This window comes from Mesorhizobium sp. B2-5-13, assembly GCF_006440535.1.
In the GTDB taxonomy this organism is placed as follows: Bacteria; Pseudomonadota; Alphaproteobacteria; order Rhizobiales; family Rhizobiaceae; genus Mesorhizobium; species Mesorhizobium salmacidum.
The window spans coordinates 355,449-370,733 of the sequence record NZ_VFUI01000001.1 but is presented as its reverse complement, the minus strand read 5'-3'; the positions used below and the strand labels follow the sequence as shown (position 1 = coordinate 370,733).

Sequence of the window (15,285 nt, the reverse complement as noted above, 5' to 3'; positions counted from 1 at the left end):
TCTGGTCTCCCGGCCTTGCGGCTTGTCCTACGTGTTCATTGTCCTCCTGATACGTCGCGATCCAAACCGATGTTTCATCCGATCACGGATTTATTATGGACGGACCGCCCAGGCTGACGGCGAGATTGACGGCCGCGGCGACGATGACCGTGTTGAAGAAGAACGACAGGATCGAGTGGACAAGCACGACACAACGCATATGCGTCGTCGAGATGTTGGTATCGGCGGTCTGTGCCGTCATGCCGATGACGGTCGAGAAGTAGAGGAAATCCCAGCCCTCCGGGCGTCTGTCGCCCGGGAACAGCAGGCCACCGACCGGGATCTTCTTGTTGGTGCCGATGTCGACCGCGTCGCCGTCCATCCAGTAGACATGGGCATAATGGAGCGCCGCCATGGCATGGATGGTAAACCAGCCGAGCGGGATCGACAGCAGTGCGAAGCCGAGTTCGATCGGGTGATCCCCATCCTTCCGATTGATCAGCAGGAACAGCGAGATAAGCGCAACGCCGACAACAGTGAGGGTCACCGCGAAGATGACCAGAACCGGCTGGTCGGTGGCGCGTGCGTTCTTGCTGAGATATTTGCCGGTGAACTTGGGCATCTGACTGACGACAAGAACGACGTAAGCAGCAAAAAATGCGTTGGCGCCGATCGAATAGGCGAGCGGGGCGTGCAGCAGCAACGCCATAAGCAGCGCAAACGCACCGATACAGGCCGACACCGCGAACAGCATATGGCGCTGCATCGGTTTCTCGATCGGGGTTTCGGCGGCCATGGCGGTCTCCACCTGGATGGCGCGTGGTTGCTACTCCGGTGTGACGGATTTCAGCGCCCGCCGCAAGATACGGTCGAGTTCGCCGAGAAACCGGGAGCGATCCTGCGGCGCGAAGCTGGCATTGTAGCCCTTGCTCTCGCCAGTCTCGCGCAGGTGCTGCTTGAGGTCGCGCATCGCCACCGCCATGCCGATCGTCTCGGGCGTGAATGGCCGCCCGGTCGGTCCCAGCACATGGGCGCCGAGCGCCACGGTACGTGCGGCAAGCGGAATGTCCGCCGTCACCACGATGTCGTTGGGCTTGGCGTTCTCGACGATCCAGTCATCGGCGGCGTCGGCGCTCTTGGAGACCACGACATTGCGGATCATCGGGTCGCGCGACGGACGCAGGCCGCCATTGGAGACGTAAGTGACGACGACGCCAAGGCGTTCGGCGACCTTTTCTACCTCGGCCTTGACCGGGCAAGCGTCGGCGTCGACGTAGATGGCGGGTGAGGGCATTGTCTCTCCAGAAACGAGCAGGGGCCGGAAATGTATCCGGCCCCTGCCTGAAAATCTTATGGTGATCAGGCCGGCAAGGCGCCGGACTTCTTCGCCGTCCAGGTGGCAATGTAATCCATCAGGCCAGGGTTGAGGCAATCGTAGGGCTCCAGGCCGATTGTCTTCAGCCTGCCGCGAATGCCGTCCATGCGGCTCGGGTCGACACCCGATTCGATGATCGACGAGACAAAGGCGGTGAAGCCTGGAGGCGACCAGCCGTCTTCCTCGAAGCGCTCGGGGTGAATGAAGGACAGGCCCTTGAACGGATGATCGCGCTCGACCGGTCCATGCATGTGGACGCCGCATTGGGTGCAGGCATGACGTTGGATCAGCGCTGAGGGGTCGACCACCTTCAGCTTGTCGCCGTTCTCGGTGACCGTGACATCGCCGGTACCGGCAACCGCTACCACCGAGAATATAGCGCCTTCGGGCTTCCAGCATTTGGTGCAGCCGCAGGCGTGGTTGTGGGCGATCTGGCCCTTGACCTTCACCTTGACCGGCTTGCTGGTGCAGGCGCAGACCAGCGTGCCGCCGGCAAAGCTCGCGCTTTCCCTGGGCAGCCCATTGTCGATTTTCGGATGCAGTTTCTCCGCCATTTTTTCTTTCCTCCCATGTTTCGCCACAGGGGTCGCTGGCCGGATGGCCGGCGGCGTGTGGCCGTCTTTAGTAAACCACGACACTGCGGATCGACTTGCCCTCATGCATGAGGTCGAATCCCCTGTTGATGTCCTCGAGCTTCAGCGTGTGGGTGATCATCGGGTCGATCTGGATCTTGCCGTCCATGTACCAGTCGACGATCCTGGGCACGTCGGTGCGGCCGCGTGCGCCGCCGAAGGCGGTGCCCATCCAGCTGCGACCGGTGACCAACTGGAACGGCCGTGTCGAAATCTCCTGGCCGGCGCCGGCGACGCCGATGACGACCGACTTGCCCCAACCGCGATGCGAAGCTTCCAGCGCCTGGCGCATCACCTTGGTGTTGCCGGTGCAGTCGAACGTGTAGTCGGCGCCGCCGATCTGGTCGGCACCGCGCTTGGTCATGTTGACGAGGTGAGGGACGATGTCGCCGTCGATCTCCTTCGGATTGACGAAATGCGTCATGCCGAAGCGCTCGCCCCAGGCCTTCTTGTCGTTGTTCAAATCGACACCGATGATCATATCGGCGCCGGCAAGCTTCAGGCCCTGGATGACATTGAGGCCGATACCGCCGAGGCCGAAGACCACTGATGTCGCACCTTGCTCTACCTTGGCGGTGTTGATGACCGCACCGATGCCGGTGGTGACGCCGCAGCCGATGTAGCAGATCTTGTCGAAAGGGGCGTCCGGATTGACCTTCGCGACCGCGATCTCCGGCAGCACGGTGAAGTTGGAGAAGGTCGAGCAGCCCATGTAATGAAAGATCTTGTCCTTGCCGATCGAGAAGCGCGACGAGCCGTCCGGCATCAGGCCCTGGCCTTGCGTGGCACGGATAGCGGTGCACAAATTGGTCTTGCGCGACAGGCAGGACGGACACTGCCGGCATTCCGGCGTGTAGAGCGGGATGACGTGGTCGCCCTTCTTGACCGAGGTGACGCCCTTGCCGACATCGACCACGACGCCGGCGCCTTCATGGCCGAGAATGGCCGGGAAGATGCCTTCGGGATCGGCGCCCGACAGCGTGAACTCGTCGGTGTGGCAGATGCCGGTCGCCTTGATCTCGACCAGCACCTCGCCCTCGCGCGGGCCCTCGAGGTCGACCTCCATGATCTCCAGCGGCTTTCCGGCGGCGACAGCAACAGCGGCGCGGGTTTTCATCGGGCATTCCTCCAAAGGCGGTTTTTGCGCAGGCTTTCAGGTTTTGGCCCGCTCTTCAACAGTCAGATGAGACGAAATCGCGGCTTTGTTGGCGCAGATAGCACACCGCTCGACAACCAGCCCGGCTCGGCAGGGAGCGCGACGGCGCGTCGGGAGGGGCGCCCGTCATGTCGTCCACCGCGGTACTTGAGACCTGGCGACATAGTCCATAGAACTGAACCGTCTGCCGGAGGGGAATTCTACCCGCATGTTCACCAAGATCCTGATCGCCAATCGTGGCGAGATCGCCTGCCGCGTCATCAGGACGGCGCGCAAGATGGGCATCGCCACGGTCGCCGTCTATTCCGATGCCGATCGCGATGCCGTGCATGTCGAAATGGCCGACGAGGCGGTGCATATCGGGCCGTCGCCCGCCGCGCAGAGTTATCTCGTTCCTGAAAAGATCATCGCCGCCTGCAAGGCGACCGGCGCCCAGGCCGTGCATCCGGGCTATGGCTTCCTGTCCGAGCGAGCCGCGTTCTGCGAAGCACTGGAAGCGGAAGGCGTCGTCTTCATCGGCCCGAAGCCCAAGGCGATCAAGGCGATGGGCGACAAGATCGAATCGAAGAAGTTCGCCAACGCCGCTGAGGTTTCGACGGTTCCGGGCTGGCTTGGCGTCATCGAAAATGCCGACCATGCCGAAAAGATCGCCGGCGAAATCGGCTATCCCGTGATGATCAAGGCCTCGGCCGGTGGTGGCGGCAAAGGCATGCGCATCGCCTGGGATAGGTCGGAAGTGCGCGACGGGTTTGACCGGGCGCGCTCGGAAGCCAAGAGTTCGTTCGGCGACGATCGCGTCTTCATCGAAAAGTTCGTCGTCGACCCGCGTCATATCGAGATCCAGGTGCTGGCCGACGCGCACGGCAATGCGCTCTATCTCGGCGAACGCGAATGCTCGATCCAGCGCCGCAACCAGAAGGTGGCGGAAGAGGCGCCGTCGCCATTCCTCGATGCCAAGACGCGCAAGGCGATGGGCGAGCAGTCGGTGGCGCTGGCCAGGGCCGTCGATTACCAGAGCGCCGGCACCGTCGAATTCATCGTGGACAAGGACAAGAACTTCTATTTCCTTGAAATGAATACACGATTGCAGGTCGAACATCCGGTGACCGAGCTCGTCACCGGCATCGATCTGGTCGAGCAGATGATCCGCGTCGCCGCCGGCGAGAAACTCGCCATCAAGCAGAGCGACGTGAAGCTGAATGGTTGGGCGGTGGAAAGCCGGCTCTACGCCGAGGATCCCTATCGCAATTTCCTGCCGTCGATCGGCCGGCTGACGCGCTATCGGCCGCCGGAGGAAGGACAGTTCGGCGACATCGTCATCCGCAACGACACCGGTGTCACCGAAGGCTCGGAAATCTCGATGTTCTACGATCCGATGCTCGCCAAGCTGTGCACCTGGGCGCCGACGCGGCTCGAGGCCATAGATGCCATGTCGGAAGCGCTGGACAGCTTTGTCGTCGACGGCATCGAGCACAACATACCGTTCCTGGCGGCGCTGATGCAGCATCCGCGCTGGCGGCAAGGGGAGATATCGACCGGCTTCATCGCGGAGGAATATCCCGACGGTTTTGCCCCCGTCGTGCCGAACAGCGAGGAACGGGCCGTTCTGGCATCGATCGTCACCGCGGTGGAACTGCTGCGCCGCGACCGTCTCGACCGGCTGGGCGGGCGGCTGGCGCCGCACTCGGGAGCGCTCAAGCGCGATTGGGTGGTGAAGATCGGCGAAGATTATCTGCCGGTTTCTATCATTGAAGGCATGATTTCCATCCCGATGGAAATCGACCTGTCCATCGATGGCTGCAAGGCACTGACCGTTTCGTCCGACTGGCGGCCGGGTGACCTCATCTGGCGCGGCACGGTCGGCAAGCGCAGGGTTGCGGCGCAGATCCGGCCTGTCGCCAATGGCCTTCGCATCGCCTGGAAAGGCATGTCGGTGACCGCGCGCGCCATGCTGCCGCGCACCGCCGAATTGGAACGGCTGATGCCGGACAAAGTGGCGCCGGATACGTCGAAACTTCTGCTCTGCCCGATGCCGGGGCTTGTCGTGTCGATAGCCGTTGCCGAAGGCCAGGAGGTCAAGGCCGGCGAGACCTTGGCCGTGGTCGAGGCAATGAAGATGGAAAACGTGCTGCGCGCCGAGCGCGATCTGGTCGTGGCGAAACTCAACGCCAAGCCCGGCGATAGCCTGGCTGTCGACGCTGTGATCATGGAGTTCGCCTGAGCGGCTGGAAGCCTGTGGTCAGTAGTCGTTTGTGCTGGACTGGTATCGCCCGGTCCCGGACGATATATCTCCATCGACTCAAGTCTTACGGACAGCGCGACAAACCATGGCGGATGACAGACTTCCACGCGATCCCCTGAAGCGCGAAGCCGCGATCGCGGCCGCGCGGCCGGAGGTGCCGGCGCGGCCGTTCGTCCATTTGCGCGTGCACTCGGCCTATTCGCTGCTGGAGGGCGCGCTTCAGCTTGGCAAGATCGTTGGCCACGCGGTGAAAGACGAGGCGCCGGCCATCGCCGTCACCGACACCAACAATCTGTTTGGTGCGCTGGAATTCGCGCAAAAGGCGGTGAAGGACGGCATCCAGCCGATCATCGGCTGCCAGATCGCGCTCGCCTTCTCGGGCGAGAACAGCGATGGCCAGCGGGACCGCCGTAGGCAAGGCCCCGATATGCGGCCGGTCGTGCTGCTCGCGGCCACTGAAGCCGGCTATTCCAATCTCGTCCGGCTGGTCAGCCGCGTTTATCTCGAAACGCCGCCCGGCGAAGCGGTGCACCTGACCACCGAAATGATGGACGGCCAATGTGACGGCCTGATTTGTCTCAGTGGCGGGCCGCGCGGCCCGATCGGCATAGCCCTGAAGGAAGATCGCCGCGATCTTGCCGAGGCGCGACTAGTCACTCTCAAGACGATGTTCGGCGACCGCCTCTATGTCGAGCTGGACCGGGTTTCAGGCTACGACCGGATGATCGAGAAATCTTCGGTCGATCTCGCCTATTCCCATGAATTGCCGCTGGTTGCCACCAACGAGGCCTTCTTCTCTTCGCGCGATGAGTATGAGGCGCATGATGCGTTGATCGCCATAGCCGAGGGTTCGGTCGTCGCCGTCGACACCCGCCGCCGGCTGTCGCCGGACAATTTCCTGCGCAGCCAGGCCGACATGGCGAAATTGTTCGCCGACCTGCCGGAAGCGATCGACAACACGGTCGAGATCGCGTTGCGCTGCTCCTATTATCCGAAAACGCGCAGCCCGATCCTGCCGCGTTTCACCGGCGGCGATGCCTCCGACAAAGACGCGGCCGAAAAGGCCGAGGCCGAGGAGCTGGCCCGCCAGGCGCGCGAAGGGCTCGATGCACGGCTTGCCCTGCACGGACCTACACCGGGCTACACGGTCGAGCAGTATCGTGAGCGGCTCGAATTCGAGCTTGGTATCATCGAGAAGATGAAATTCCCCGGCTACTTCCTGATCGTTGCCGACTTCATCAAATGGGCCAAGGCGCAAGGCATTCCGGTCGGGCCGGGGCGTGGTTCGGGCGCCGGGTCGCTGGTCGCCTATTCGACGACCATCACCGACATCGATCCGCTGCGTTTCTCGCTTCTGTTCGAACGCTTTCTCAACCCGGATCGCGTGTCGATGCCCGACTTCGACATCGACTTCTGCCAGGATCGTCGCGAAGAGGTGATCCGCTACGTCCAGCAGAAATATGGCCGCGACCAGGTCGGCCAGATCATCACCTTCGGTACGCTGCAGGCGCGCGCCGTGCTGCGCGACGTCGGCCGCGTGCTGCAGATGCCCTATGGCCAGGTCGACAAGCTGTCGAAAATGGTGCCGCAGAACCCGGCCAATCCGGTCAAACTCGCCGACGCCATCGCCAACGAGCCACGCTTTGCCGAGGAGGCCGAGAAGGAGCCGATCGTCCAGACACTGCTGGACATGGCGCAAAAGCTGGAGGGCCTCTACCGCCATGCCTCCACACACGCCGCCGGCATCGTTATTGGCGACCGACCTTTGTCGGAACTGGTGCCGATGTACCGTGATCCGCGCTCGGATATGCCGGTCACTCAGTTCAACATGAAATATGTCGAGCAGGCCGGACTCGTGAAGTTCGACTTCCTCGGCCTGAAGACGCTGACGGTGCTGGAGACGGCGGTGAAGTTGATCCGCCGCCGCGGCATCGACATCGACCTCGCGACGATTCCTCTCGACGATCCCGAGACCTACGCCATGCTGTCGCGCGGCGAGGTGGTTGGCGTGTTCCAGGTGGAAAGTGCTGGCATGCGCAAGGCGCTGATCGGCATGCGGCCGGACTGCATCGAGGACATCATCGCGCTGGTCGCGCTCTACCGGCCGGGCCCGATGGAAAACATCCCGACCTACAACGCCAGAAAGCATGGCGAGGAGGAGATGGCCTCGATCCATCCCAAGATCGACCATCTGGTAAAGGAGACGCAAGGCGTCATCGTCTACCAGGAACAGGTGATGCAGATCGCGCAGGAGCTGTCCGGCTATTCGCTTGGTGAAGCCGACCTTCTGCGCCGCGCCATGGGCAAGAAGATCCGCGCCGAGATGGACAAGCAGCGTGAACGCTTTGTCTCCGGCGCGGTCGAGCGCGGCGTGGCAAAGCCGCAGGCCGACTTCATTTTCGACCTGCTGGCCAAGTTCGCCGACTATGGTTTCAACAAGTCGCACGCCGCCGCCTACGCCGTCGTCTCCTACCAGACCGCCTATCTCAAGGCGCATTATCCGGTCGAGTTCCTGGCGGCGTCGATGACGCTCGACATGGGCAACACCGACAAGCTCGCCGACTTCCGCCAGGATGCGCTGCGCCTCGGCATCGAAGTCCTGGCGCCGTCGGTGATGACGAGTTTCCGTGCCTTCGAGGTCGGCGAGAACCGCATCTATTACTCGATGGCCGCGCTCAAGGGCGTGGGCGATGCCGCCGTGGAGCACATTGTAGCCGTTCGCGGCGAAAAGCCGTTCAAGAGCCTGGCCGATTTCTGCGAGAGGGTCGACCCGAAGATCGTCGGCAAGCGGGTTTTCGAAAGCCTGATCATGGCCGGTGCGCTCGACTGCTTCGGCCACGATCGCGCCCAGATGTTGGCTGGCGTCGAGCGGATGATGGGGCTTGCGTCGCTCGCCCAGCAGAACGCCGTTTCGGGTCAGGCCGATATCTTCGGCGCCTCGCTCGGCGCCCAGTCGCAGGCGCTCAATTTGCCGGCGACCGATCCGTGGCTCGCCGCCGACCGCCTGCACCGCGAATTCCAGGTCGTCGGCTTCTATCTCTCGGCGCATCCGCTCGACGAGTACAAGGCGGCGCTGCAGAAGATGCGGGTGCAGAACTGGGCGGAGTTCTCCGCTGCCGTCAAGCGCGGCGCTTCCGCCGGCCGGCTTGCCGGCACCGTCACCAGCAAGCAGGAGCGCAAGACGCGCACCGGCAACAAGATGGGCGTGGTTGCCTTTTCCGACACCTCCGGCCAGTACGAGGCCGTGTTGTTTTCAGAAGGATTGGCCCAGTATCGCGATCTCCTCGAAGCGGGCCGCTCGGTTGTCATCACTGTCGCGGCGGAGGACAGGCCCGAGGGTGTCAACCTGCGCATCAACTCCGTCCAATCGCTGGAGGACGAAGCAAGCCGCATCCAGAAAGCTCTGCGCATTTTCGTCAGGAACGAGGGGCCTGCCTCGATCATCCAATCCCAGCTAACCCAGCGCGGGGAAAGCCAGGTCAGCATTATCGTGATCAAGGAAGAGGCGCAGGGCGAGGTCGAGATTGCCCTGAATGGCGGCTACCGTGTCTCGCCGCAGATCGCCTCGGCGATGCGCGCCGTGCCGGGCGTGGTCGAAGTGGAGCTGGTGTGATCTGCGCGCTTGCCAGGCGGCAACCCGCGGGCCGGCACCTGCCGCTCATGCCGGCATGAAGGCCAAGGGGACGCGCGCATCGCAGGATCTTTCCGCGACGGCGCGTCTACGCGACATGCTGCGCAGGCTCTATCATGGGCGCTCGCCGGCCGCGTTCCGGTTCCAGCTGGTGGCCGTCATCATCGACCTCGCCATCATCGCCTTTTTCATCGCCACGCCGGTCATCCAGCAGTCGGCCTCGTTTCTGTGGCTGGACTATGCCGTGGCGGCTCTGGTCGCCGCCGATCTGATTGCCAGGCTGCTGGCCTCCAACGACATGCTGCGCCTGATGAAGCAGCCGACCTTCTGGGTGGATGCCTTCATCCTTCTGACGCTGCTGATGCCGGCGGCGCTCGCAAGTCTCGGCTTTCTGCGAATTCTGCGGCTGTGGTCGCTGTCGCGCAGCGGTTCGATCTGGCGGCATTTCGAGATGCGTGGCCTGCGGCCCTGGCGCGAGGCAAGCCACGCGGTCATCAACCTGTTGACCTTTCTCTTTGTCATCACGGGCTTCGTTTACACGTTCTTTTTCCGCAACGGTGCCGGACTGGAAAACTACATCGACGCGCTTTACTTCACCGTCGCGACCGTGACGACAACCGGCTTCGGCGACATTGTGCTGCCGGGCATCGCCGGCAAGCTGACGGCGATCGTGACCATGATCATCGGCATATCGCTGTTCGTCAGGCTGGCGCAGGCGATCTTTCGGCCGGCCAAGGTGTTCTTTCCCTGTCCGCAATGCGGGTTGCGGCGGCATGAGCCGGACGCCGTGCACTGCAAGGCATGCGGCCATGTCCTCAATATTCCAGACGAAGGGAACTGACCGGCAGTGCTATGACGCCGCGACCTCGGCCGGCTTTACAGCTTTGCGCTGCAAGTTGAGCAAATTGCCCATCAGGATCAGCAATGCGCCGCCGGCGGTGAACGCGTCGATCTGCTCCTGATAGAGCAGCCAGCCGATCAATGCCGACAGCGGTACGCGCAGGAAATCCATCGGCGAGATCACGGTCGCGTCGGCATAGGCCAGGGCGCGGGCGAGGCAGAAATGGGACGACATGCCGGTGAAACCGATCAGGATGATCCAAGGCCAGAGTGCAAGCGAAGGGTTGCGCCATTCGTAGAGAGCCGGAACAAGGCCGACCACGGACTGGATGACCAGCATCCAGAAGATGATCCGCACGACGCTGTCCGTGCGCGTCAGCGACTTGACCAGCACCAGCGAAACGCCGAAACAGACCGCCGCGCCCAGCACGACCAGATGGCCCGCATCGGCCGAGCCGACGCCTGGACGCACGACGACGACCACGCCGATCAGCCCAAGCACGATCGCCGCGAGCCGTGGCCGGCTCAGCCTTTCGCCGAGAAACGTGACCGCCAGGATCGCCGTCCAGATCGGCGTGGTGAATTCGATCGAGATCAGCACCGCCAGCGGAATGAGCGTCAACGCGTAGAGCCAGGCAGCCTGGCCGCTATAGTGGACGACATTGCGCGCGATATGGGCCAGCGGCCGCTGCGTGCGCATCGCGGCAAGCCCACCTGTCGCCATCACCAGCGGCAGCAGAATGAAGAAGCCGATGACCGAACGCAGTTCCAGCACCTGGAAGACATTGAGTTCGGCCGTGGTGGCGCGGCCGGCGACGGACATAGCCAGGAACGACGTGATCGACAGCGCCATCCAGAACGCGGCCTTGGGGATCGACGGGGTGGGTGCCATGTCCGCTATGTCGCAGGCCGTGGCTGTCGGAGCAATCGCTAGTCCATGTATTCTTCTGGGCCAGTCGCGGCGAAGGTTTTGGGAGCAGTCATGCTGCGGGCGGAACCCGATACGGCTAGGGGCGTTGAGCCCCCTAGTATCCGTGCTGTGCAAACGCGCATTCCCGTGTCGACAAGGAGGGTTTCATGAGACGATTCGCGCAAGTGGCGCTTGCTGGCTGCCTGGTGATTGCTGCGAGCGCGGCTCATGCCGACGAGACCAAATTTCTCCAGTCGTTCAAGGGCAATTTCGCTGGCAAGGGCACTGTTCAGGTAACCACGGATGTGCCGAACGTCAGTGTTTCCTGCAGCTTCAAGTCGAATGCGACCTCAACCTCGCTGTCGCTCGACGGCAACTGCCGCGGCCTGATCGTGGTGACACGCGCCATCAGCGCTCGTCTGAAGGTCAGCGGCGGCAAATACAGCGGCGTCTATGTGGGATCGCGAACCGGACCGGCGCAGCTGAACGGAAGCCGTTCCGGCAATGCGATAAACCTCGCCATTCGCTGGGCCAAGGAGGTCAATGGCGATCGCACCGCGCAGCTTACCGTACAAAAAAACGGGGCGGACGGCATTGTTTTGACGGTGGTCGACCGTGATCCCCAAACCGGCAAGAGCGTTGTGACCAGCCGCATCGATCTTCGGCGCAGCTGATCGGGTTCAATCTTCAAGCGGCTCCGGTGGATGGGCGTCGCGGCCCGTGCCGAAGGTGTAGCCGGTTTGCACAGCTTTGCGCCCGAACTTGTCGCGCAACGCATCGATGGCGCCTTCGGCCATGGCGCGCTTGCGCGACTGGACATCGACCAGATCCGGCGGGTCGGCCTTGTCGTCATCGGAGAGGTCGCTGACACCGATGCCGAGCAATCGAAATTTCGTTCCGTCCGTCTCCTTGCGAAGAAGTTCCACGCCAGTCGAAAAGATGCGGTCGGCGAGCCGGGTCGGGTCGCCGAGTTGGCGGTTGCGCGTGCGCAGCTTGAAATCCTGGGTCTTCAGCTTCAGCACGACGGTGCGCCCGGCAATGCCTGACTTCTTCAGCCGCGCCGAGACTTTCTCCGAAAGGCCCCTCAGCACGGAGACCAGCTCTTCCAGCGAGGCGATGTCGGTGTCGAAAGTGGTTTCGGCCGATATGCTCTTGGCGTCCTGGTCTGGGTCGACGCGGCGGACATCCTCACCGCGCGAAAGCCGGTAGAGCCGTTCGCCCATCACCCCATAGCGGCGCATCAGTTCGCCGCGTTCCATCTTCTGAAGCTGGCCGATGGTGTGGATGCCATCCTGTTCGAGCGTGGCGTTGAACGCCTTGCCGACACCCCAGATCATGGTCACCGGCTGCGTTGCCAGAAAGCCGACCGCTTCGGCCTCGCCAATGACGGAGAAGCCGCGCGGCTTGCGGAAGTCGGACGCGATCTTGGCGAGGAACTTGCAATAGGACAGGCCTGATGAAACGGTGATGCCGATCTCCTTCTCCACGGCCAGCGCGAAGCGCGCCAGCACCACCGCCGGCGGCAGGCCATGCAGCCGCTCGGTGCCGGCGAGATCGAGGAATGCCTCATCGATCGACAGCGGCTCGACCAGCGGCGTCAAGGCCTGCATCATGGCGCGCACCTCGCGGCCGACGGCCACGTACTTTTCCATGTTGGGCGCGATCACGACCGCCTCGGGGCAGGCCTCGAGCGCCTTGAACATCGGCATGGCGGAGCGCACGCCGCGGATGCGTGCGATATAGCAGGCGGTGGAGACGACGCCGCGCTTGCCGCCGCCGATGATCAACGGCTTGTCCTTGAGCGCCGGGTTGTCGCGCTTTTCGATCGCCGCGTAGAACGCATCGCAATCGATATGGGCCAGATGCAGCCGGTAAAGCTCGGGATGGCGGGCAAGGCGAGGGCTGCCGCAGCGTTCGCAGCGGCGCGTTTCACCGCGCTGAAACATCAGGCAGTCACGACAAAAACCGTGATCGGGATTGTTGACAGGAGCCGCCATCGCTGCGAACATATAGAGAACAGAAGCAATGGTACGACAGCGCAAGGCCAGCGACAAGCCTGGCCTGGGGAGAACGCATGAGCACGACGGTAGTGCCGCTGGCGCCTGAGCTCTGGCCTGAGTTCGAGGACCTTTTTGGCAAGCAGGGCGCCTGTTATGGCTGCTGGTGCACGCATTTCCGGCTGGCGCCGGCGGCGCGGCGCGAGAGCAGCCGTGAACGCAACAAGGACCACATCAAGGCGCGCATCGAGGCCGGCCCGCCGCCCGGCCTGCTGTCTTTCGAGGATGGCAAGGCGGTTGGCTGGATGCAGATCGGGCCACGCGCCGACGTGCCCGAATGGAACAACAAGGGCAGGGGCTCGGCGCCGATCGATCCCGCCGACGCGTCCGATCCGGCCGTCTGGGCGATCTCCTGCTTTTTCATCCGCGCCAAGGCGCGCGGCAGGGGCATCACGCACCGCCTCGTCGAAGGCGGCATCGATTTTGCCCGCAGGAACGGCGCGCGGCTTGTCGAGGCCTGCCCGATCGACCTGTCCCGCGATTCGCGTTCGATCGGCCTGTTTGTCGGCTCATCTGGGGTCTTCGAGAAGGCCGGGTTCGAGAGGCTTGTGGAGCGCAAGGCCGGCCGGCCGCTGATGCGGCTGACATTGTAGGAAAACTTCAGCTTGCAGTTGCATAGTATTTTCTACGGCAAAGTGATTTTGCTCATGAGGAAATAAGGGAGCGGGACGAAACTGAGTCCTTTATTCTGCAGCGGTGCCAGATTGCGCGGCTGGTCGACGAACCATTCGCGGCTGGTGTTGAAGCCGAATGCCTGGCCGTCATCGTCTTGCAGTCGTGATGGTATTTCCCTACCAGAGATACGAAACGAATTTTGCCTTCGACCGAACGGAGAATTCCCGTGAACCGTATGTTGCCAATTGCCTTTACCGCGCTGCTGCTCAGTGCGCCTGCTTTCGGCCAGACCGTCGACAGCCAGGGCGCCAAGCAATTGTCCGATGACCTATCCCGCTATGTCGGCAAACAGGCGCTCGATAAGGGTATCCTGAAGGTTTCGGCCGAAGGCGACGCCTACAAGATCGTGTTCGATTTCAAGGCGCTTGCCAGCAGCTTTCCCGACCAGAAGCTGATGAAATTCGACTTTGCGCCCTACGCCCTGCTGGTCAAGCCGCGCAGTGATGGGTCCTGGGATGTCTCGATGGATTTTTCGCAGAGCGCGTCCTTTGAATTCAACGGCCCCCAGGGAAAGCAAAGCACGCGGTTTTCGATCAAGGACGGCAAGGGCAGCGGCGTTTATGACCCCAAGCTGGCAGCCTTCACCAGCGCCACGAGCTCAATTGCCGGGATGACGATGTCGTCGCAGGATAGCAAGCAGCAGATGGAGGCGAGCGCTGGTGCCGGCACCGTGACGCTTTCCGCGACCAAGGCGGCCAATGGCGGCGTCGATTTCACGACGTCGCAAAAGATCTTGAACTTCGTCGAAGCGATAAAATTCAATGATCCCGAGAGCGGGCTGAATTTTCCCGTTACCGTGAAGTCGCCGGAATTTTCTGTGAACGCCGGCGGCAAGGGTGTGCAGACCAAGCCTCTGCTCGACCTCCTGGCGTTTGCCGTGGCCAATGAGGACGAGAAGACGCTGAAGGCGAACCAGGCGCAGCTCAAGTCGCTTCTGCTTGCAGCGCTTCCCGTGTGGGAGCGTATCGACGGAACCTATGGCTTCAAGGATTTCGCGGTCGACAGCCCGATCGGCACGTTCGGGGCAACCCAGTTCGGCATAGCGTTCGGTTCCGACGGGGTCGCCCAGAACGGCAAGGTCAGCTATGGCATCAAGGCTTCGGGGCTGACCGTGCCGCAGCAGCTCTTGCCGAGCTGGAGCGTGGCGCTGCTGCCCACCGATATCGACCTGAACTTCGGCGGCGCCAACATCGATCTCGACAGCATGGCGAAGAAGGCGATCGAAGCCTTTGACCTCAATCAGAATCCGCCGCTGCCGGCCGAGTTCGGCGACCAGCTCAAAGCCGACTTCCTTGCCAAGACGCCGAAGGTCGTCATCGGCCACAGCACCGTGAAGAACAAGGACATGGAAATCGCGCTGGAAGGCGAGATGACAAGCTTCGGCCAGAAACCTGACGCAAATCTCACTGTCGACGTCGCCGGCTTCGACAAGATCATGGAACATCTGCAGGAAGCAGCGAAGGCGGAGCCGGAGGTCGGGCAGTACGTGCCTGTCGCTCTCATGGCGAAGGGTTTTGCCAAGACGCTGCCGGACGGCAAGCTGGAATGGGTCATCAACACCAAGGCCGACGGCTCGGTCGCCGTCAACGGCGTCATGCTGAAGCCTGCTGACCCAGCGGTGGACGACAGTGTCGACGGTGACGGCTCGGACGACGAGAGCGGCGGCAGCGACAATGGCGGCGGCGACAATGGCGGCAGCTCTAATGGCGGGGCAGGGGCTAAGCTCAATCCTTGAGGTTTCAGCCCTCGACCAATTCCAGGAAAAGTGTAAAGCGGTTTTCCGCGCGG

Annotated in this window: 12 protein-coding genes; 6 read left to right on the top strand and 6 right to left on the bottom strand. The window is 62.6% G+C overall.

Annotation, left to right across the window (positions count from 1 at the left end; all coding sequences use genetic code 11):
* Positions 1-82: 82 nt before the first annotated feature.
* From FJ434_RS01815 to FJ434_RS01800, 4 genes are all read right to left on the bottom strand, one after another.
* The gene (locus tag FJ434_RS01815; protein WP_140503561.1) at positions 83-775 is read right to left on the bottom strand and encodes a DUF1345 domain-containing protein; all 693 of its coding nucleotides are present in this window, start codon (positions 773-775) and stop codon (positions 83-85) included.
* A gap of 30 nt (positions 776-805) precedes the next feature.
* Entirely contained in the window at positions 806-1,273 is a 468-nt protein-coding gene (locus FJ434_RS01810) for a YaiI/YqxD family protein (protein WP_140503563.1), read from the bottom strand.
* A gap of 65 nt (positions 1,274-1,338) precedes the next feature.
* On the bottom strand, positions 1,339-1,908 hold the full coding sequence (gfa, locus tag FJ434_RS01805) for an S-(hydroxymethyl)glutathione synthase (RefSeq protein ID WP_027144994.1): 570 nt from the start codon (positions 1,906-1,908) through the stop codon (positions 1,339-1,341).
* Between the two features lie 67 nt (positions 1,909-1,975).
* Positions 1,976-3,103: an S-(hydroxymethyl)glutathione dehydrogenase/class III alcohol dehydrogenase gene (locus tag FJ434_RS01800; protein WP_140796805.1), complete on the bottom strand. Its 1,128-nt coding sequence runs from the start codon at positions 3,101-3,103 to the stop codon at positions 1,976-1,978.
* Between the two features lie 247 nt (positions 3,104-3,350).
* Here FJ434_RS01800 and FJ434_RS01795 point away from each other — a divergent pair, with 247 nt between their 5' ends.
* From FJ434_RS01795 to FJ434_RS01785, 3 genes are all read left to right on the top strand, one after another.
* Positions 3,351-5,363, top strand: coding sequence for an acetyl/propionyl/methylcrotonyl-CoA carboxylase subunit alpha (locus FJ434_RS01795; protein ID WP_140750060.1), 2,013 nt, complete (start codon positions 3,351-3,353; stop codon positions 5,361-5,363).
* 106 nt (positions 5,364-5,469) lie between these two features.
* Positions 5,470-8,997, top strand: a complete 3,528-nt coding sequence (gene dnaE, locus FJ434_RS01790; RefSeq protein WP_140750062.1) for a DNA polymerase III subunit alpha — start codon at positions 5,470-5,472, stop codon at positions 8,995-8,997.
* A gap of 55 nt (positions 8,998-9,052) precedes the next feature.
* Positions 9,053-9,856, top strand: a complete 804-nt coding sequence (locus FJ434_RS01785) for a potassium channel family protein (protein WP_140750064.1) — start codon at positions 9,053-9,055, stop codon at positions 9,854-9,856.
* Between the two features lie 9 nt (positions 9,857-9,865).
* Here the strand turns inward: FJ434_RS01785 and FJ434_RS01780 are convergent, their stop codons facing one another.
* Entirely contained in the window at positions 9,866-10,747 is an 882-nt protein-coding gene (locus FJ434_RS01780; RefSeq protein WP_140750066.1) for a DMT family transporter, read from the bottom strand.
* Between the two features lie 185 nt (positions 10,748-10,932).
* On the opposite strand from FJ434_RS01780, the gene FJ434_RS01775 reads away from it, so the two are divergent.
* Positions 10,933-11,439 (top strand): hypothetical protein, encoded by a 507-nt coding sequence (locus FJ434_RS01775; RefSeq protein ID WP_140503573.1) that lies wholly within the window; start codon positions 10,933-10,935, stop codon positions 11,437-11,439.
* A gap of 6 nt (positions 11,440-11,445) precedes the next feature.
* Here the strand turns inward: FJ434_RS01775 and FJ434_RS01770 are convergent, their stop codons facing one another.
* A complete protein-coding gene (locus tag FJ434_RS01770; RefSeq protein ID WP_140750068.1) occupies positions 11,446-12,774 on the bottom strand; it encodes a DNA polymerase IV in 1,329 nt (442 codons plus the stop codon).
* A 65-nt stretch (positions 12,775-12,839) separates the two neighbouring features.
* Here FJ434_RS01770 and FJ434_RS01765 point away from each other — a divergent pair, with 65 nt between their 5' ends.
* The gene (locus FJ434_RS01765; protein ID WP_140503576.1) at positions 12,840-13,415 is read left to right on the top strand and encodes a GNAT family N-acetyltransferase; all 576 of its coding nucleotides are present in this window, start codon (positions 12,840-12,842) and stop codon (positions 13,413-13,415) included.
* 257 nt (positions 13,416-13,672) lie between these two features.
* Positions 13,673-15,232, top strand: a complete 1,560-nt coding sequence (locus tag FJ434_RS01760; RefSeq protein WP_246678322.1) for a hypothetical protein — start codon at positions 13,673-13,675, stop codon at positions 15,230-15,232.
* Positions 15,233-15,285 lie beyond the last annotated feature (53 nt).

Excerpts from the sequence above, each read along its gene's own strand:
- FJ434_RS01815 (WP_140503561.1), bottom strand. The coding sequence starts at position 775 with ATGGCCGCCGAAACCCCGATCGAGAAACCGATGCAGCGCCATATGCTG.
- FJ434_RS01810 (WP_140503563.1), bottom strand. The coding sequence starts at position 1,273 with ATGCCCTCACCCGCCATCTACGTCGACGCCGACGCTTGCCCGGTCAAG.
- gfa (WP_027144994.1), bottom strand. The coding sequence starts at position 1,908 with ATGGCGGAGAAACTGCATCCGAAAATCGACAATGGGCTGCCCAGGGAA.
- FJ434_RS01800 (WP_140796805.1), bottom strand. The coding sequence starts at position 3,103 with ATGAAAACCCGCGCCGCTGTTGCTGTCGCCGCCGGAAAGCCGCTGGAG.
- FJ434_RS01795 (WP_140750060.1), top strand. The coding sequence starts at position 3,351 with ATGTTCACCAAGATCCTGATCGCCAATCGTGGCGAGATCGCCTGCCGC.
- dnaE (WP_140750062.1), top strand. The coding sequence starts at position 5,470 with ATGGCGGATGACAGACTTCCACGCGATCCCCTGAAGCGCGAAGCCGCG.
- FJ434_RS01785 (WP_140750064.1), top strand. The coding sequence starts at position 9,053 with ATGAAGGCCAAGGGGACGCGCGCATCGCAGGATCTTTCCGCGACGGCG.
- FJ434_RS01780 (WP_140750066.1), bottom strand. The coding sequence starts at position 10,747 with ATGGCACCCACCCCGTCGATCCCCAAGGCCGCGTTCTGGATGGCGCTG.
- FJ434_RS01775 (WP_140503573.1), top strand. The coding sequence starts at position 10,933 with ATGAGACGATTCGCGCAAGTGGCGCTTGCTGGCTGCCTGGTGATTGCT.
- FJ434_RS01770 (WP_140750068.1), bottom strand. The coding sequence starts at position 12,774 with ATGTTCGCAGCGATGGCGGCTCCTGTCAACAATCCCGATCACGGTTTT.
- FJ434_RS01765 (WP_140503576.1), top strand. The coding sequence starts at position 12,840 with ATGAGCACGACGGTAGTGCCGCTGGCGCCTGAGCTCTGGCCTGAGTTC.
- FJ434_RS01760 (WP_246678322.1), top strand. The coding sequence starts at position 13,673 with ATGTTGCCAATTGCCTTTACCGCGCTGCTGCTCAGTGCGCCTGCTTTC.